This window comes from Streptomyces sp. NPDC028289 (genome assembly GCF_055565975.1).
This window is the reverse complement of record NZ_JBVHTI010000011.1, coordinates 1-14,636: the sequence shown is the minus strand read 5'-3', so window position 1 is coordinate 14,636 and position 14,636 is coordinate 1. Positions and strand designations below refer to the sequence as shown.

The 14,636-nt window shown below is 66.8% G+C and carries 14 protein-coding genes and 2 pseudogenes; 6 read left to right on the top strand and 10 right to left on the bottom strand.

Going from position 1 to position 14,636, the window contains the following annotated elements:
• Positions 1–61: 61 nt before the first annotated feature.
• Positions 62–909, top strand: a pseudogene (locus ACZ4UV_RS44910) (IS5 family transposase).
• On the opposite strand, the gene ACZ4UV_RS44905 reads toward ACZ4UV_RS44910, so the two are convergent.
• Together ACZ4UV_RS44905 and ACZ4UV_RS44900 are read right to left on the bottom strand one after the other, a co-directional pair.
• Positions 887–1,279, bottom strand: coding sequence for a nuclear transport factor 2 family protein (locus ACZ4UV_RS44905; RefSeq protein WP_319097808.1), 393 nt, complete (start codon positions 1,277–1,279; stop codon positions 887–889). The pseudogene ACZ4UV_RS44910 and the gene ACZ4UV_RS44905 overlap by 23 nt on opposite strands.
• Before the next feature lie 294 nt (positions 1,280–1,573).
• Positions 1,574–1,747: pseudogene (locus tag ACZ4UV_RS44900) on the bottom strand (DUF6233 domain-containing protein); the annotation flags it as partial.
• A gap of 123 nt (positions 1,748–1,870) precedes the next feature.
• On the opposite strand from ACZ4UV_RS44900, the gene ACZ4UV_RS44895 reads away from it, so the two are divergent.
• The 5 genes from ACZ4UV_RS44895 (at position 1,871) to ACZ4UV_RS44875 (ending at position 6,624) form a co-directional block, all read left to right on the top strand.
• Positions 1,871–2,620, top strand: coding sequence for an SDR family oxidoreductase (locus ACZ4UV_RS44895; RefSeq protein WP_467846574.1), 750 nt, complete (start codon positions 1,871–1,873; stop codon positions 2,618–2,620).
• Positions 2,621–3,129: 509 nt separating this feature from the next.
• On the top strand, positions 3,130–3,966 hold the full coding sequence (locus ACZ4UV_RS44890) for a helix-turn-helix transcriptional regulator (RefSeq protein WP_467846572.1): 837 nt from the start codon (positions 3,130–3,132) through the stop codon (positions 3,964–3,966).
• 239 nt (positions 3,967–4,205) lie between these two features.
• Positions 4,206–4,799, top strand: a complete 594-nt coding sequence (locus tag ACZ4UV_RS44885; protein WP_467846568.1) for a TetR/AcrR family transcriptional regulator — start codon at positions 4,206–4,208, stop codon at positions 4,797–4,799.
• Between the two features lie 105 nt (positions 4,800–4,904).
• Positions 4,905–5,645 (top strand): NADPH-dependent F420 reductase, encoded by a 741-nt coding sequence (locus ACZ4UV_RS44880; protein ID WP_467846565.1) that lies wholly within the window; start codon positions 4,905–4,907, stop codon positions 5,643–5,645.
• Positions 5,646–6,021: 376 nt separating this feature from the next.
• Entirely contained in the window at positions 6,022–6,624 is a 603-nt protein-coding gene (locus ACZ4UV_RS44875) for a nitroreductase (RefSeq protein WP_467846561.1), read from the top strand.
• A gap of 197 nt (positions 6,625–6,821) precedes the next feature.
• On the opposite strand, the gene ACZ4UV_RS44870 is transcribed toward ACZ4UV_RS44875, so the two are convergent.
• The 8 genes from ACZ4UV_RS44870 to ACZ4UV_RS44835 all read right to left on the bottom strand — a co-directional run bounded on the left by ACZ4UV_RS44870 (position 6,822) and on the right by ACZ4UV_RS44835 (position 14,499).
• Positions 6,822–7,922 carry an NADH:flavin oxidoreductase/NADH oxidase gene (locus ACZ4UV_RS44870; RefSeq protein ID WP_467846555.1) on the bottom strand — a complete coding sequence of 367 codons (1,101 nt, stop codon included), beginning with the start codon at positions 7,920–7,922 and terminating at the stop codon, positions 6,822–6,824.
• Between the two features lie 555 nt (positions 7,923–8,477).
• Positions 8,478–8,939, bottom strand: a complete 462-nt coding sequence (locus ACZ4UV_RS44865) for a GFA family protein (protein WP_467594405.1) — start codon at positions 8,937–8,939, stop codon at positions 8,478–8,480.
• A gap of 759 nt (positions 8,940–9,698) precedes the next feature.
• Entirely contained in the window at positions 9,699–10,052 is a 354-nt protein-coding gene (locus ACZ4UV_RS44860; RefSeq protein WP_467846546.1) for a UBP-type zinc finger domain-containing protein, read from the bottom strand.
• Entirely contained in the window at positions 10,049–11,500 is a 1,452-nt protein-coding gene (locus tag ACZ4UV_RS44855) for an ATP-binding protein (RefSeq protein ID WP_467846541.1), read from the bottom strand. Before ACZ4UV_RS44855 ends, ACZ4UV_RS44860 begins: the two co-directional genes overlap by 4 nt.
• Positions 11,497–13,137 carry an NAD(P)/FAD-dependent oxidoreductase gene (locus ACZ4UV_RS44850; protein ID WP_467847438.1) on the bottom strand — a complete coding sequence of 547 codons (1,641 nt, stop codon included), beginning with the start codon at positions 13,135–13,137 and terminating at the stop codon, positions 11,497–11,499. Before ACZ4UV_RS44850 ends, ACZ4UV_RS44855 begins: the two co-directional genes overlap by 4 nt.
• 64 nt (positions 13,138–13,201) lie before the next feature.
• Positions 13,202–13,681, bottom strand: coding sequence for a MarR family winged helix-turn-helix transcriptional regulator (locus ACZ4UV_RS44845; protein ID WP_467846536.1), 480 nt, complete (start codon positions 13,679–13,681; stop codon positions 13,202–13,204).
• A 51-nt stretch (positions 13,682–13,732) separates the two neighbouring features.
• Positions 13,733–14,179 (bottom strand): (4Fe-4S)-binding protein, encoded by a 447-nt coding sequence (locus ACZ4UV_RS44840; protein ID WP_467846531.1) that lies wholly within the window; start codon positions 14,177–14,179, stop codon positions 13,733–13,735.
• Positions 14,179–14,499, bottom strand: coding sequence for a GNAT family N-acetyltransferase (locus ACZ4UV_RS44835; RefSeq protein ID WP_355490225.1), 321 nt, complete (start codon positions 14,497–14,499; stop codon positions 14,179–14,181). The genes ACZ4UV_RS44840 and ACZ4UV_RS44835 overlap by 1 nt, the downstream gene beginning before the upstream one ends.
• Between the last annotated feature and the right edge of the window lie 137 nt (positions 14,500–14,636).

Sequence of the window (14,636 nt, the reverse complement as noted above, 5' to 3'; positions counted from 1 at the left end):
AAAGATCGTGTTGCGCTACGGCGGAGATGTACGTAATCCCGTGTTTTCTGTGGGGTGTGACCTGGCGCGGCGGAAGCCGTGGGAGGTCAGTGACGGGTTGTGGGTGGTGATCGAGCCGCTGTTGCCGAAGCATGAGCGGCGGTTCCGATACCGGGGGCGTAAGCGGAGCGATGACCGCAGGACGCTCCAGGGTGTGTTGTTCGTCCTGTACACAGGTGTCCAGTGAGAGTTCCTGCCGCAGGAGTTGGGGTTCGGTTCGGGTCCTGCCCCCTGGCGGCGGCTGGCCGAGTGGCAGGAGGCAGGGGTGTGGGAGGAGCTCCAGCGGGTGCTGCTGGACGGGTTGCGGGCGGCGGACCGTCTCGACTTCTCCCGCGCCACCGTCGACGCCTCTCATGTGCAGGCCGAGCGGGGGCGAAGCAGCCCGAAAGTCGGTCCGAGCCCGGTTGACCGCGGGCGGCCGGGTTCGAAGGATCACGTGCTGACCGATGCCCGCGGCACTCCGCTGCGGGTGTCTCTGACCGGCGGTCACCGCCAAGATGTCACCGGGCTTCTGACGCTGATCGACAGCCTTGGGCCGGTGCGGGCAAGAGGGGCCGCCCCCGGCGCAAACCCAGGATGCTGTATGCCGACCGCGGCCAGGACTACGACCTCTATCGCCGCCGACTGCGCGAGCGTGGCATCACACCGGAGATCGCTCGACGGAGCCAGCCGCACGGCTCGGGTCCGGGCAAGGTCCGCTGGGACGCCGAGTCCGCCAACGCCTGGCTCCGTGGACCTCGCCGCCTGTGGATCCGGTGGGAAGCACGCGACGACATGCACGACGCCTTCCTGCAACTCGCCCACTGCATGACACTCGCCCGCAAGCACCCGGCTTTTGCAAGCACCCCTAGAAGCGACGTGGCCAGGTGAGATGGATGGCCCGCCGGGAAATGCGCCAGCCGTCATCGGTGCGTCGCAGGTCGTCGGCGTATACGACGCTGGCGACATCGCCGCCCTCCAGCAGGCTCAGTCCTTTGGATCGGGCCCGCACCTCGTCGCCCGGGCCTTCCGACACGACGATGTTCGTCGTGTGGTGGGCCTTCGCGTGTCCGGGGGCGCTCATGAAGGCCGCGATCGCGTCCAGCCCGACCACCGGGTCACCGCCGAAGACGCTGCCGTCCCACACCGCGTCTTCGGTGAGGCATTCTCCGAGACGGTCCAGTTCGTGGTCGTCCATGATGTGCGCCCACAGCGCCACGACCCTGCTGATTTCGACGGTGTCTTCATTCGTGGGTTTCATGTTCGGCTCTCCATTTTGTGCGTTGCTGGATCAGGCCTTGGCGCCGCTCAGCAGGGCCAGCACCTGGTCGTAGGCGCCGTTGACCTCGGCGATACTCTCCTTCGCCGCAGGGGCCGGGCGCGCCCGGCAGTCTCGACTATGGGGGTGTATCGGCGGGGGCGGGAGAGGATCACATGTCCATGGACCGACAATCCTCCCCAGCCGGCCACGATGGAGATCGCGCACGAGAAAGAGCTGCGGTCGTGAGCTACGAGACGTGCTCAACCAGCTCGTACGGGATGTCGAGCATGGGCTGCACAGAGAGCACAGCCGGGTACCGGGATGCTCCGCGGCGCCCAGCGCCTGGTCCAGGGTCAGCAGCGGCGCCCCGGCGAGTGCTTCCTGGCAGTCGACGGCGTGGACAACGCCTCGGCCGGGACCGCGGCCGCCGTCCCGCTTCTGCAGGACCCAGCCCGACGGCCAGCGTTCGCTTCACGAGGCAGAGACCACCCATCCATGGATAAACCGTCCTCTCCCGCCGCTGCGCGGGCGCTCCTACGGTCGAGGCTGCGGGCGCTCACCGGCCCGCCGTACCGAAGGAGCAAGTCCCCCATGAAGATGACCGGCAACACGATCCTGATCACCGGCGGAACCTCGGGCATCGGCCTCGGTCTGGCCCTGCGTCTGCACGAGGCAGGCAACAAGGTGATCGTCGCCGGCCGGCGCAAGGAACTCCTCGACGAGATCACGGCCGAGCACCCCGGCATCGACGCCCTCGTTCTCGATGTCGCGGACCCCGACTCGATCGCCCGGGCCCGTGAGACCGTGGCGGCGAGCCACCCCGGGCTGAACATCCTGGTCAACAACGCAGGCATTCAGCTGCTGGAGAGCGTCCTCGACCCGGCCGGACTCCAGGCCGCGGAGGATCACATCGCGACCAATCTGCTCGGCACGATCCGGATGACGTACGCCTTCCTGCCGCTGCTTTCGGGCAAGGACGACGCGGCCGTCGTGAACGTCACCTCCGCGCTGGCGTTCGTACCGCTCCCGTTCACACCGACCTACAGCGCGACCAAGGCCGCGCTGCACTCGTTCTCCGAGAGCCTGAGCATCCAGCTCGCCGGCGCTGACGCCGGCGTCCAGGTGATCGAGGTGGTCCCGCCGGCTGTACGCACGACCCTGATGGGCCAGCAGGACAACGAGCAATCCATGCCGTTGGACGATTTCCTCACCGAGGCTCTCGACCTGCTGCGCGAGAAGCCCGACGCGAAGGAGATTGTCGTCGAGCGCGCCAGGTTCCTCCGCGACGCACAGGCCAACGGCTCCTACGACGAGGTCCTCGCCATGATCAGCGGCAGCTGACCGACCTGTGACAGACGCGGAACAACAGCACGCGGGCGGGTCCTGTTGAGCCGCATCATGGACCAACGCGAGCAGGATCCGCCTCGGGGAGCTCCTCACCGAGGCCGCGGAACGGTACGGAAGCGCCTTCGGCTCCGCCCCGGTCGTCGCACTGGAGGCGACCGGCTCCGTCCGAGCGCCGAGGGGCACGCGAGCGCCCGGCTGACACGGCGAACTTCGTCGTGCCAGCCGGGCCGGGCGACGAGGCCCGGGGCCGGTCAAGCGTTGGGTGTCCTCGACGGGGCAATGTCGCGGCCAGCTGTCTGCCATGCCGACGGCCTCCGGCGCACTGCCGACAGCTGGTGAATCTCCCAGCGGATCACGCAGGGCTGATGATCATCGGGTCGTCTCGCTGAGAACGCCCTCGGCGTCGGCCGTGTGAGCGGCTTCGCGCGGCTGGGAGAGGAGTGGCTTAGCCATGGATCGGCGGTCTCTGGATAGCCGGGCGGGATGGGGCGAGGATGGGTGGCATGGACAAGAAGGAACTGGCGGAATTCCTGCGTCATCGGCGTGAGGCGCTGCGGCCCCGCGATGTCGGGCTGGTCGAGGGTCCGCGCAGGCGTACGCAGGGGCTGCGACGCGAGGAGGTCGCGCAGCTCGCCGGCATGTCCACCGACTACTACGCCCGGCTGGAACAGCAGCGTGCTCCGCAGCCCTCCGTGCAGATCACCGCGGCTCTCGCCCGGGCACTACGGCTGACGCTGGACGAATGCGACCATCTCTTCGCGCTCATCGGCCACAACGCTCCGGCCCGCTTTCACCGCTCCGAGCATGTCAGCCCGACCCTGATGCGGGTCCTGGACCGCCTGGACGACACCCCGGCCCTGGTAACGACCGACCTGTCCGACACTCTCGCGATGAACCCCCTGGCCATCGCGCTGCTCGGCGACCAGACCCGCCACACCGGTCTGGCCAGCAGCGGCTACTACCGCTGGTTCATGGACCCCGCCGAGCGACTGGTGTATCCCGAGGAGACCCACGAAAGCCACGGCCGCGCCCAGGCGGCACGCCTGCGGGCCGCACTGACCGCCGGCAGCGACACCCCCCGAGCCGCCCGGATCCTCGCCGAACTCCAAGAACACAGCCCCGAGTTCGTCCGCATGTGGGAACTGCAGGAAGTCGCCCGCTACGGCGACTGCAACACCCTTCTCCATCCCGAACTCGGCCGCATCGATGTCGACGCCCAGCTCCTGTACACCGAGAACCGCGCCCAGACCCTGGTGGTGCTGACCACCCGCCCCGGCACGGAGAGCCAGAGCAAACTCGAACTGCTCTCCGTCATAGGGCACCAGCAGCTCACCCCCTGACGTCCTGGACCGAGAACCGGGCTCCGCGCTGGAGAGACGGGATAGGGGCCCCTGGAATGGTGCAGCCCGCACGGTTCCCGCGCTCTACGGCTGCTCAATGTGTCGGCCCTCTGAGGTGTCCAGGCTCCGCGCTCAGACCGCCCATTTGACCGGACGCCGCCTCCGCTTTACTCTCGACCAAGTACGGAGGCAGCATCCGTTTTGATGCGGCCGCAGGATCACGGCAGGCAGGAGGGCGCATGAACGCCGGTGAACAGCGGGGACGCAAGCCCCGCGCGGACGTCCAGCGCAACCGCGCTGCCCTCCTGGAGACCGCGCAGCGTCACTTCCTGCAGCATGGGGTCGGCACCTCCCTCGAGGCGGTGGCCAAGGAGGCGGGCGTCGGACCCGGCACCCTGTACCGGCACTTCCCCACCCGGGAGGCACTGCTGGCGGCTGTACTGCAGACCCGCTGCGAGGAACTGGTGGCCCGCCAGGCGGACATCGAGCAAATCAGCGACCCCGCCGAGGCGCTGGAACAGTGGCTGCGGGCGATGGAGGAGTACTTCAGCGCCTTCAACGGGCTGCCCGACCCGCTCATGGCCGCCGCCCGGGCACAGGAGCCGGACAACCCGCTCACCATTCCCTGCCACATCCTCATCTCCGCCACCGATCAATACGTGCGAGCCGCCCAGCTCGCCGGGCGCGTGCGCGCGTCAGTGCGGGGGAACGACCTGTTCCTCGCGGCCTGCTCCGTCGCCTGGATCAAGGGCACCGGCACCGAGGAGGAGTCGCTCGACCGGCTCCGCACGCTCATCGCGAGAGGCTACCGCCAGCAGGACCCCCAGGCGTAAACCGCTAGGCGCCCCGCTCCGCTCCCGCAAGGCCAGGCGGCACCATCACCCATCCATCACATCGTGCTGCCCCCAGGGGCGGCACAACCTTCTAAGGAACAAATCATGAAAATTACTGTCATAGGCGCTGGTGCAATCGGCGGGAACCTCGCTGCCAAGCTCAGCACGGCCGGTCACGACGTCCAGGTGGCCGACGCCCGCGGCCCCGAGGCCGTCCGGGCGGAGGTACTGGAGTCCGGGGCCCGCGCGGCGGACCTCTCCGACGCCGCCGTCCAGGGCCGGGACGTCATCGTCCTGTCGATCCCGTTCGGGGTGGCGGGCCAGCTGGCGGACCTGTTCGCGTCGGTGCCCGACGAGACAGTGGTCATCGACACCTCGAACTACTACCCCGGCATGCTCAGCGACCCGATCGAGGCGGTGGACAACGGCCAGGTGGAGAGCGTGTACACCGCCGAGCTGCTCGGCCGCCCCGTGGTCAAGGCGTGGAACGCCGCGCTGGCCGAGACCCAGCGGACCAAGGGCGTCCCGGCCGGAACGCCCGGCCGCCTCGCCATCCCCGTCGCCGGTGACTCCGAGGAGGCGCGGAAGGTGGCCATGAGCCTGGTGGACGACACCGGCTTCGACCCCTACGACGCCGGCACGCTGGCCGACTCCTGGCGCCAGCAGCCGAACAGCCCCGCCTACTGCACCGAACTTACCCTCGACGAACTGCCCGCAGCCCTGGCCGCGGCCGACCGCGTCAAGGACGCGGCCATCCGTGACAGCCTCCCGGAACGCTTCGCCGCCCTCCCGGCCAACCCCACCGTCGACGACGTCGTCGAGATGAACCGCGCCGCCCACCGCTGAGTCACCCGACGCGACTCTCGCGCACGCAACGACACGAGAGCGGCAGCGCCCCCAGCCCACGAACACACACGACGAACACGAAGAGCGCGCAGTCCCCCACGCTGCGACCTGCGGTCTCGGCACTCCGCTGCCTGCGAGCATCCGCATGCCTGCCGGTACCCGCGAAGGGTGCGTCCCGCGCCCGGCCCATACGTCAGCTGCCACGTCACGCGGCCTGCCGTACGGCGCCGTGCCGCGGCCTCCGTGGCGGTGGCCGCGCGCCAGGGAGAGGAACCGCCGTGCCCGGCACCGCATCACCCTTCACCGACATCGCGCGCTCCCGACGCTCCCCCGGCGATTCCTGCCCAGCGCCCTGTCCCCTTCGGACATCCGCGGCGTGCTGGAAGACGCACAGACGGCCCCCTCGAACAGCAACACCCAGCCATGGACCGTGCACGTCGTCTCAGGTGCGGCACGGGACGCCCTGGCCAAAGAACTGCTCCGGGCCGAGGAGGAGGGGCGGACCTCGCAGGATTTCACCGATGGCTACGGCGACGAGGGCATCCACGTCGAGCGGTCGCGAGCCCTGGGCGCGAGTGTCTACCAGGCCCGGGGCATCGAGCGCTCGGACCGGGACGGCAGGAGGGCGGCGGTCCGCGAGAACCTGGAGTTCTACGGCGCTCCCCATGCCGCCTTCCTGTTCATGCCGACCCTCGGAGACGGGGTACGGACGGCCGGCGACATCGGCATGTACGCGCAGAACTTCCTGCTCTCGCTGGCGACCCGGGGGCTGGCCGGCATCCCGCAAACCGTCCTCGGCGTCTACGCCGACACCGTCCGCGAGTTCCTGGGCGTCCCCGCGGAGCTCAAGCTGCTGTTCGGCATCTCCTTCGGCACGGCCGACCCGGCGGCACCGGTGAACACGCTCCGCACGGGGCGGGTTCCGCTGCAGCAGAGCGTGGTCCTGCACGACACACCCGGAGTCCTCGACAGGCCGTAGTTCCTCCGGCACGATGCCGGCGGCGTTGTCGAGCTGGCGGTAATTCCCCTTCTCCCTAGTCACGCTCTTCACGTTGCGAGGGAAATCGCCTTTTCTCCGACCACCATGACCGTCGGAGAAAAGCTGTGCGCCCTCGCGGCGTGTGACGTCACAGCCGGCAGGACGAGCAGATCATCAGGTTGCTGCCCCCAGCGTCGTCATGCGAGGGGGTATTGGACAGGGCCGGCGACTTGGCCGTTGAGTTCCTTGGCTGCGCGGCGCGCCCAGTACGGGTTGCGCATCAGCTCGCGACCCAGGAGAACCGCGTCCGCCTGGCCGGAGGCGATGATGTCCTGGGCCTGCTCCGGCTCCGTGATCATGCCGACAGCGGCCACGGGCATCCCGGCCTTGTTGCGGACCTTCTGAGCGAAGGGCACTTGGTAGTGGGGGCCGACGATAATCTTCGCGTCGGGAACGTTGCCGCCGGTGGAGACGTCCATGAGGTCAACGCCGCGGGCCTGGAGCTCCTTGGCGAAGCGCACGGTGTCTTCGGTTGTCCAGCCCTCCCGGTCATCCTCAGGGTTTTCCGTGAGCCAGTCCGTGGCGGAGATACGGAAGAAGACCGGCAGCTCCTCAGGCCACACTGCCCGAACAGCTTCGACGACTTCCAGGGCAAAGCGGGTCCGAGCCTCGAAGGATCCGCCGTACCCGTCGGTGCGGTGATTGCTGTAGGGAGCCAGGAACTGGTGGATCAGATAACCGTGGGCCCCATGCAGCTCGACGACTTCGAATCCGGCTGCCAGCGCGCGCCTGGCGGCGTCGGTGAACTCCTGGACGATCTCGCCAATGCGCTCAGCCGTGAGCTCTTTCGGAGTGGTGGACGTTTCGTCGAAGGCGATTGCGCTGGGGGCTACCGGCGTCCAACCGAAGGGCTCGTTCGGAGCGATCTGCCGGCCGCGGTCAACCCAAGTCCGTTCAGTCGACGCTTTGCGCCCGGCGTGGGCCAGTTGGATACCCGGTACGGTTCCTTGCGACTTGAGGAACTCGGTGATGCGCCGGAAGGCGGCCACCTGCGTGTCGTTCCAGATGCCGAGGTCGTATGGAGAGATGCGGCCTTCAGGGCTCACGGCCGTGGCCTCAGTGAGGATCAGACCGGTTCCACCGGTGGCCCGTGCCGCAAGGTGGGCGAAGTGCCAGTCAGTCGGGGCACCGACGGCCTCCCCCTCTGGCGCCGCGCTGTACTGGCACATCGCGGCCATCCATATGCGGTTGGGGATGGTCAGCGACCTCAGGGTGTAACCGTCGAAAAGAGAACTCAACTCGTACTCCTTGTTTGCGGCCCGGAGGCCTGTGAGGCGCTGTGATCAGTCCGCGTTGACTGCGTGGCGCCGGTGAGTGCGCGCTTGGCCTGCTCCGGCAGCGCCTGAGGGTGTACGGCTGGGGCAAGAACACTCGTGTGGATGGCCGAGGCGAAGACGCAGTCGGGGTGCCTGTGTTGCTACGCCAGCGCTCGACGTGGCCGCCCGCCCGCCACGTATCGGACGGGTGATGCTGGCGGAGACAGCGAACGCCGCCGCCTGCCAGCATGTCCTGCTGCGGGAGGGGGCGGCCATCGACGCGAACATGACGGAGCCGGGACTGGCTGTGGTGGAGACGAAGGTCGCCGGCACGGAGACCGCGTCACCCTCGATGCGGCGCTCGCCGATAATCGGACGCAGCGAACACCGTCGCGGGAGCATGGGACACATGCGCAACTCGGACTGTCTCACCTGCCGTGCAGGCAGGGAGCCTGCAATGCTCTCAACACTGCAGGCCGGAACCTGCTTTCTCGTCTCAAACGATTGATCCACAACCATCACGTTGTGGATCAACGCTCAGCCGCACCCCCCGGGCAGGCGCCCGACCGTGGACTGCGGGTCTGCGTCGGGACGAGCGAGATACTGCGGCACATCGAGCGCTTTGGTCCAAGAGATGCGGCGCGCCGTGAAGATCTCCATGAGCGGCGGCTTGATGCTTTCAGGGTCGTCCATGCTGCCGAGCATCACGAAAACCTGGCCCGGGAACCCCGAGAGTTTGTCGGTGAAGACCCTGGCACCGCAATCGGCGCAGAAGTTGCGTTCCAGGGTGTTCCCGCTGTCGGCCACATAGGGGTAGGAACGCGGGCTGCCACTGAGGAGCTTGAAGTCGTCCTGGGCGACACTGAAGTAGCTCGCCATGACGCCGCCGGACGACCTCTGACAGTCCTTGCAGTAGCAGTTCGCGACGAACTCGGGTGCGTTACTGAACTCGTAAGTAATGGCGCCGCACTCACAACGCCCAGTGAACTTTTCAGACATGCTTTACTCCCTGAGTAATTACCGACGCGCCCTTGCGGCACATCTCTATGCTGACCAGCCTGCATCCTGGTTTCGTTCTACGCCCCTCATTAATGGGCAGGAACCCCACAGATCAGGACGTCCTACGGATTGGCCTTAACGGGCCGACGAGGAAGGTGGCCAACGCACCTCACATCATCTCGACTCCCGGGCAGCCGCCCGGTACTACTACGATCAACAGATACCCCCCAGGGGTACCTGACTTTCGCACGGCTGCCAGTCCAAAACTTTTTAGCATCCATTCTTTTTCGACATACTACGCTTGGGAGCTGGGGATTCGTTTCTGTTTGACCCATGAAAGGGAATCTCCGAAATTGGTCTGGGTTTTCCATGTTTCCGTTCCGGGTCAGAATGAGTCTCCGGGTTCGAAGTGCGACGCCGGCGCTGACCCGTCTGCTCCTGCAGCCCTCGCCGAGGGCGTCCTCGTTTCGGCGGGTCCCAGCCCTCTGCGCACGAATCAAAGAGCTGGCCGAGGCACTTTAAGCATGTACATCGGACATTGCACATGTAAGGAAGGCGCTCGCGCCCAGCCCCCGGGCTGGGCGTTTTCGAGTAGCGTCCAACTGGTCGCGTCCCGTATCGATGGTGCAGATAGCGCCACCGCCGAGGATAGCGTTGGCTGCATGGCCTTTATGTGGCCCCCATCTCGCCCGCGGTTCGGTACCCCGCTCACAACAGACGGGCGAATCGCCTCTGCTCGCTCGCGTTCCGTGGGGGGTGTCAACGCCGCAGTTGGCGGACCCAGTCCTGCGGCACCCGGCCCGCCGGCCCCGGGGCCGGCTGTGCTTCGGGGTGGCTGCTGGGAGGTGCGAGCTCCAGCCCGATGTCCAGAACATCGTTGCGGGCGAAGTCCCAGAACCAGTCTTCTCCGGGTTCGAAGCTCTGGACGACGGGGTGCCCGGTGGCGCGGTAGTGGGCCGTGGCGTGCTGGGAGGGGGAACTGTCGCAGCAGCCGACGTGCCCGCATGCGGCGCAGCGCCTGAGGTGGAACCACCAGCCATTGGTGGCCTCGCAGTCGACACAACCGGTCCCGCTCGGTGGTGTGGTGGGGTCGATCGCGGGGTGGCTGGTCATCGAGACTCCTCGAGGTTGGGTGTGCGGGCGGCGAGAGGGAGCAGTACCTGGAAGCGGGTGTCGCCTGGTGCGGACTCCACGCTGAGGTTGCCGTGGTGCTTGTTGACGACGATTCGCCAGGCGATGTCGAGTCCGAGTCCGGTGCCTTCCCCCACGGGCTTCGTGGTGAAGAAGGGGTCGAAGATCCTGTCGCGGATCTCGGCGTCGACGCCGGCGCCGGTGTCACGGATTTCGACCAGCAGTTGATCTTGGACGCGGGCGGTACGGATGGTGAGTGTCCCTGTGTCCGTGGCGCTGCTCATGGCGGTGATCGCGTTGTCGATCAGGTTCGTCCAGACCTGGTTGAGCTCAGCGGCGTAGGCGGGGATTGCGGGCAGTGTGGTGTCGTAAATCTTGTCGACCGCGATGTGAGGTCCGATCTTGCTGGACAGCATCATCAGGGTGCTGTCCAGCAGCTCGTGTACGTCGACGGGGCGGTAGGGTGCTCGGTCCAGTTGCGCGTACTGCTTGGCTCCGTCCACGAGGTGGGAGATACGTGCCGTTGATTCCGCGATCTCGTTCATCAGCAGCTCGTTCTCGACGGTCTGGCTGAGCCATCTGATCGCTGTCGGCAAGGCGGGCTGGTCGACCCTCGCCGCGATGTGGTCCAGCCAGGCGTCGTCCAGGCCGGCTTGTACGAGGGTCGGCGCGATCTGCCAGCTGTGCTCGATGCCGTGACCGTCGAGCCAGTCGGTGAGAGTGTCTTCGCGGTCCGCGGTCTCCAGTGGGCTGAGCTGTGGTGCCTTACCGACCATGGCGGCTGTCTGCTGCTGGGCCTCGATCAGAACGGCTAGCGTGGCCGTGGTGAACTTGCCGCCGGCGAGCGCAGCGAGATCGTGGCGCATGGCCGCCAGTCGCTCCCGCAGTGCGGCAACAGCTCGCGCGGCTGCGGCGGCAGGGTTGTTGAGTTCGTGGGTGAGCCCCGCTGACAGAGATCCGAGGGCCAGGAGCCGTTCACGTTGCCCGATGGCCTGTTGGGTGTTCTTCACACCGAAGAAGATCCCCTCCAGTAGGTGAACGGCCATGGGAAACCATTCCTGCATGACGGTGGCGAAGGTGTCGGCGGGAAGCACGAAGAACCGGGTCGGCTCGGTGACACGCAGGGTGTTGTTGTATACCTGCGGCGTCCGATCGCCGAGGTATGCCTGCATGGCGCCGGCGTAGACACCTTGCTGTGAGGTGCGGTTGACCTCGACGTCGTCCTGGCCGACCTTTCGGTACATCACGACAGTGCCTTCGAGCAGCACGTAGAAGCAGGTGGCCGGCTGCCCTTCGGTGTAGAGGATGCCGGGCTGGGCGAGCTCGACGCGCCCGTCCTGGCAGAGGCGGTCCAGCTGCTCGGGGGCGAGCTTCTCGAAGAGGAAGAGCTGTTTGATCTCCTGGACGTAGCAGGGCAGCGGGCTGGTCATGACTGCTCCAGGTAGCGGTGGACCAGCATGACGGCCATGGCTCCCTCGCCTACGGCGGAGGCAACGCGTTTGGCGGACTCAGCCCGTGCGTCACCGGCGACGAACACGCCGGGGATGCTGGTCTCCAGGTGGAAGGGGGCTCGATCCAGTTCCCAGGAATCAGAAGTGCTTCCGTCAGGGGTGAGATCAGGGCCTGCCAGGATGAAGCCGCGTGCGTCGCGTTGGACGGCATCCCCGAGCCAGCCGGTCAGCGGGGCGGCACCGATGAAGACGAACAGCCAGTGCGTTTCCACGGTTTCGCTCTGGCCGGTTTCGGTGTCGCGCAGGATGAGTTGCTTGAGGTGGTCGGTCCCCTGTACGGAGTCGACGACTGTATGACAGCGGACCTGGATGTTGGCAGTCTGCTCGATCTGCTGGATCAAGTAGTGCGACATCGACGCTGCCAGGGAGGGCCCTCGTACCAGGAGAGTGACCGATTTGGCTGTGTGTGACAGATGCATCGCGGCCTGTCCGGCCGAGTTGGCCCCGCCCACGATGTATACGTCGTGGCCTTCGCAGGATGCGGCTTCCGTCAGCGCCGAGCCGTAGTAGACCCCGCAGCCGGCCAGGGAGTCGGCGCCTTCGGCGGGGAGCTGGCGGTAGGACACGCCTGTCGCGAGGATGACGCTGCGGGCAGCGATCGCGGTGCCGTCGGAGAAGCGTATGACCCGGGCGGCCCCGCTGGTTTCCAGGCCGGTCACCTCCCGCGCTGTGAGGATCTCTGCGCCGAACTTGGCCGCCTGCCGCCTGGCCCGGTCGGTCAGCTGCGCTCCGGAGACGCCGTCGGGAAAGCCCAGGTAGTTCTCGATGCGTGAGCTCTGTCCGGCCTGTCCTCCGGTCGCGGACCGCTCGACCAGGACCGTGCGAAGTCCTTCCGAGGCGCCGTATACGGCGGCCCCGAGTCCGGCCGGGCCTCCGCCGATGACGACGAGGTCGTAGAAGTCGGTGGTCGGCTCGGTGGCCAGCCCGACCCAGGTCGCGAGGTCTGGTACCTCCGGCTCGACCAGCGGCGTGCCGTCGGAAGTGATCACGACGGGCAGTCGCGTCCCGTCCTGACCCGCGGCGCCCAGCAGCCGCTGCCCTTCGGGTTCGTCGGAGGAGTACCACCGGTAGGGCACCTGGTTGCGGGCCAGGAAGTCCCGTACCTGGGAGGAACGGGCGGACCAGCGGTGGCCGATGATTTTGATGCTGGTCACGGTTCGGTGGTCGCTGGCACGCCACGCCGCGAGCAGGTCGTCGAGGACTGGGTAGAACTTTTCCTCCGGTGGGTCCCACGGCTTGAGCAGGTAGTGGTCCAGGTCCACCACGTTGATTGCGTCGATGGCTGCGTTGGTGTCGGCGTAGGCGGTGAGCAGGACACGGCGGGCGCTGGGAAAGATATCCATGGCTTGCTCGAGGAACTCGATGCCGTTCATGTCCGGCATGCGATGGTCGGCCAGGATGAGGGCCACCTGGTCGCCGCGCAGCTTCAACTCGTTAAGTGCTTCAAGTGCGGTTGCACCGGATTCCGCCCTCACGATTCGATGCGCGGCCCCGTAACGTCGCCGCAGATCGCGGGCGATGGCTCGGGATACTCCCGGGTCATCGTCGACAGTCATGATGGCGGTCCGCGCCTTCTCGATGTTTTCTGGCACGAGTTCCTCAAATCTTCGGGCACAGCACTTAAGGAGTTTCAGGAGTGACACGCATCTTTTCGGTGACGCGTTCCGCGATCTCCGTCAGCCAGATTAATTGTCCAGGGGAAAGGTGGTCGAGGAAAAGTCGTCGGATTTCCTCCGCCTGGCGGGGTGTCGCTTCGACGATGGCTGATCGCCCTGTCTGGGTAGCCGCTACGAGAGCGGTTCGCCGGTCATCGGCATATTCTCTTCGCGCGACCAGGCCGCGCTTCTCCATTCGACTCAACTGATGAGACAGGCGGCTCTTCTCCCAGCCCAGACAGGCAATCAGCTCAGAGATGCGTATCCAGCCGTCCTCCGTGACGGTTTGCGTGAGCTCCGCCAGCACGGCGCAATCGGCTTCGGAAAGCCCGAATTCGACCTGAATAGGGCGTGCCGTTCTGCTGGCCAGGAGCGCACTCATGCGCAAAAGGCTGCGCCATGCCCGCATTTCGGTTTCTGACAGCGGAGCCTGTCTATCATCCATGAGTCCACCATACGAGACGGCGGTTCCACACGGCCCCGCTGGTCGACATTGTCAGGCTGCGCTTCCGCAAGGCCCGGAGTGGTCACAGAACGGCTGGTTGCCGGAAGTGCCGCAGCCGCACAGCATGACCCTGCTTTCACGTCGAATTCCTGCAGCTGTTTCTATCTGCAGGTCGCCCCGAAGGTACAGAATCCCGCCCGCGTGCCGTCGCAGCCGGGTGGGCTGCGAGGGTTCCTCGTCCCGGCCCGCGCGCAGGTGATATTGCAGAGCGCCGCTGGGACACCGTTCCACCACCTCGGCGATGGCCTCAGCTGGTGCAGCACTTACGTCGATCCATGGCCGATGCTCGACGTCGAAGACAGCCGGGAGCCCTCGCAGGCACTCTGCCTGATGAAGGCAGATCCGCGCTTCGTAACTGACCGCGATGTCTGAGCCCTCGTAGCGCTTGGCGCCGTCCCTCAGCGTCGGGTCCGAACCCGCAGGAGGTGTCGTGGTCATCAGTCGCTGACTTTGCTTTTGCCCGAGTAGAGGAGAGCCTGGTAATCGGGATGACGGGCGATCCATCCCGCGTAGAAGGGGCACACCGGCAGGACAGCGAGACCCGCAGAGCGCGCTTCGTCCAGGGATGAACGGACGAGTGCCGCGCCGATACCCTGGCCCTCGTATCCGGGGTTGACCTCGGTGTGCACGAAGGCGATGAGTCGCTCGGTACGTATGTACTCAGCGAAGCCTGCCACCACGCTTCCGATGCGCGCCTCGTAACGGTTGGCTGCTGTGTTGTCGACGATCTGCACGCTGGGCGTCTGCGCGTCGCTCATGCTGATCCTCCCGCTGCGTTGTAGTTCATGAGGTTCGGTGGCTCGTGCCATGGAGGTGTCCTCCGCGGCGGCCGCCGGGGTGGGGCGGCCGCCGTCGGGGGTGAGTCAGGCGGTGGTGCCGAGGGCTTCCCTGAGGC

What these genes read in the sequence shown, in the direction of transcription:
- ACZ4UV_RS44905 (WP_319097808.1), bottom strand. Translation starts at nt 1,279, where the DNA reads ATGAAACCCACGAATGAAGACACCGTCGAAATCAGCAGGGTCGTGGCG.
- ACZ4UV_RS44895 (WP_467846574.1), top strand. Translation starts at nt 1,871, where the DNA reads ATGAAGATGACCGGCAACACGATCCTGATCACCGGCGGAACCTCGGGC.
- ACZ4UV_RS44890 (WP_467846572.1), top strand. Translation starts at nt 3,130, where the DNA reads ATGGACAAGAAGGAACTGGCGGAATTCCTGCGTCATCGGCGTGAGGCG.
- ACZ4UV_RS44885 (WP_467846568.1), top strand. Translation starts at nt 4,206, where the DNA reads ATGAACGCCGGTGAACAGCGGGGACGCAAGCCCCGCGCGGACGTCCAG.
- ACZ4UV_RS44880 (WP_467846565.1), top strand. Translation starts at nt 4,905, where the DNA reads ATGAAAATTACTGTCATAGGCGCTGGTGCAATCGGCGGGAACCTCGCT.
- ACZ4UV_RS44865 (WP_467594405.1), bottom strand. Translation starts at nt 8,939, where the DNA reads ATGTCTGAAAAGTTCACTGGGCGTTGTGAGTGCGGCGCCATTACTTAC.
- ACZ4UV_RS44860 (WP_467846546.1), bottom strand. Translation starts at nt 10,052, where the DNA reads ATGACCAGCCACCCCGCGATCGACCCCACCACACCACCGAGCGGGACC.
- ACZ4UV_RS44855 (WP_467846541.1), bottom strand. Translation starts at nt 11,500, where the DNA reads ATGACCAGCCCGCTGCCCTGCTACGTCCAGGAGATCAAACAGCTCTTC.
- ACZ4UV_RS44850 (WP_467847438.1), bottom strand. Translation starts at nt 13,137, where the DNA reads ATGACTGTCGACGATGACCCGGGAGTATCCCGAGCCATCGCCCGCGAT.
- ACZ4UV_RS44845 (WP_467846536.1), bottom strand. Translation starts at nt 13,681, where the DNA reads ATGGATGATAGACAGGCTCCGCTGTCAGAAACCGAAATGCGGGCATGG.
- ACZ4UV_RS44840 (WP_467846531.1), bottom strand. Translation starts at nt 14,179, where the DNA reads ATGACCACGACACCTCCTGCGGGTTCGGACCCGACGCTGAGGGACGGC.
- ACZ4UV_RS44835 (WP_355490225.1), bottom strand. Translation starts at nt 14,499, where the DNA reads ATGAGCGACGCGCAGACGCCCAGCGTGCAGATCGTCGACAACACAGCA.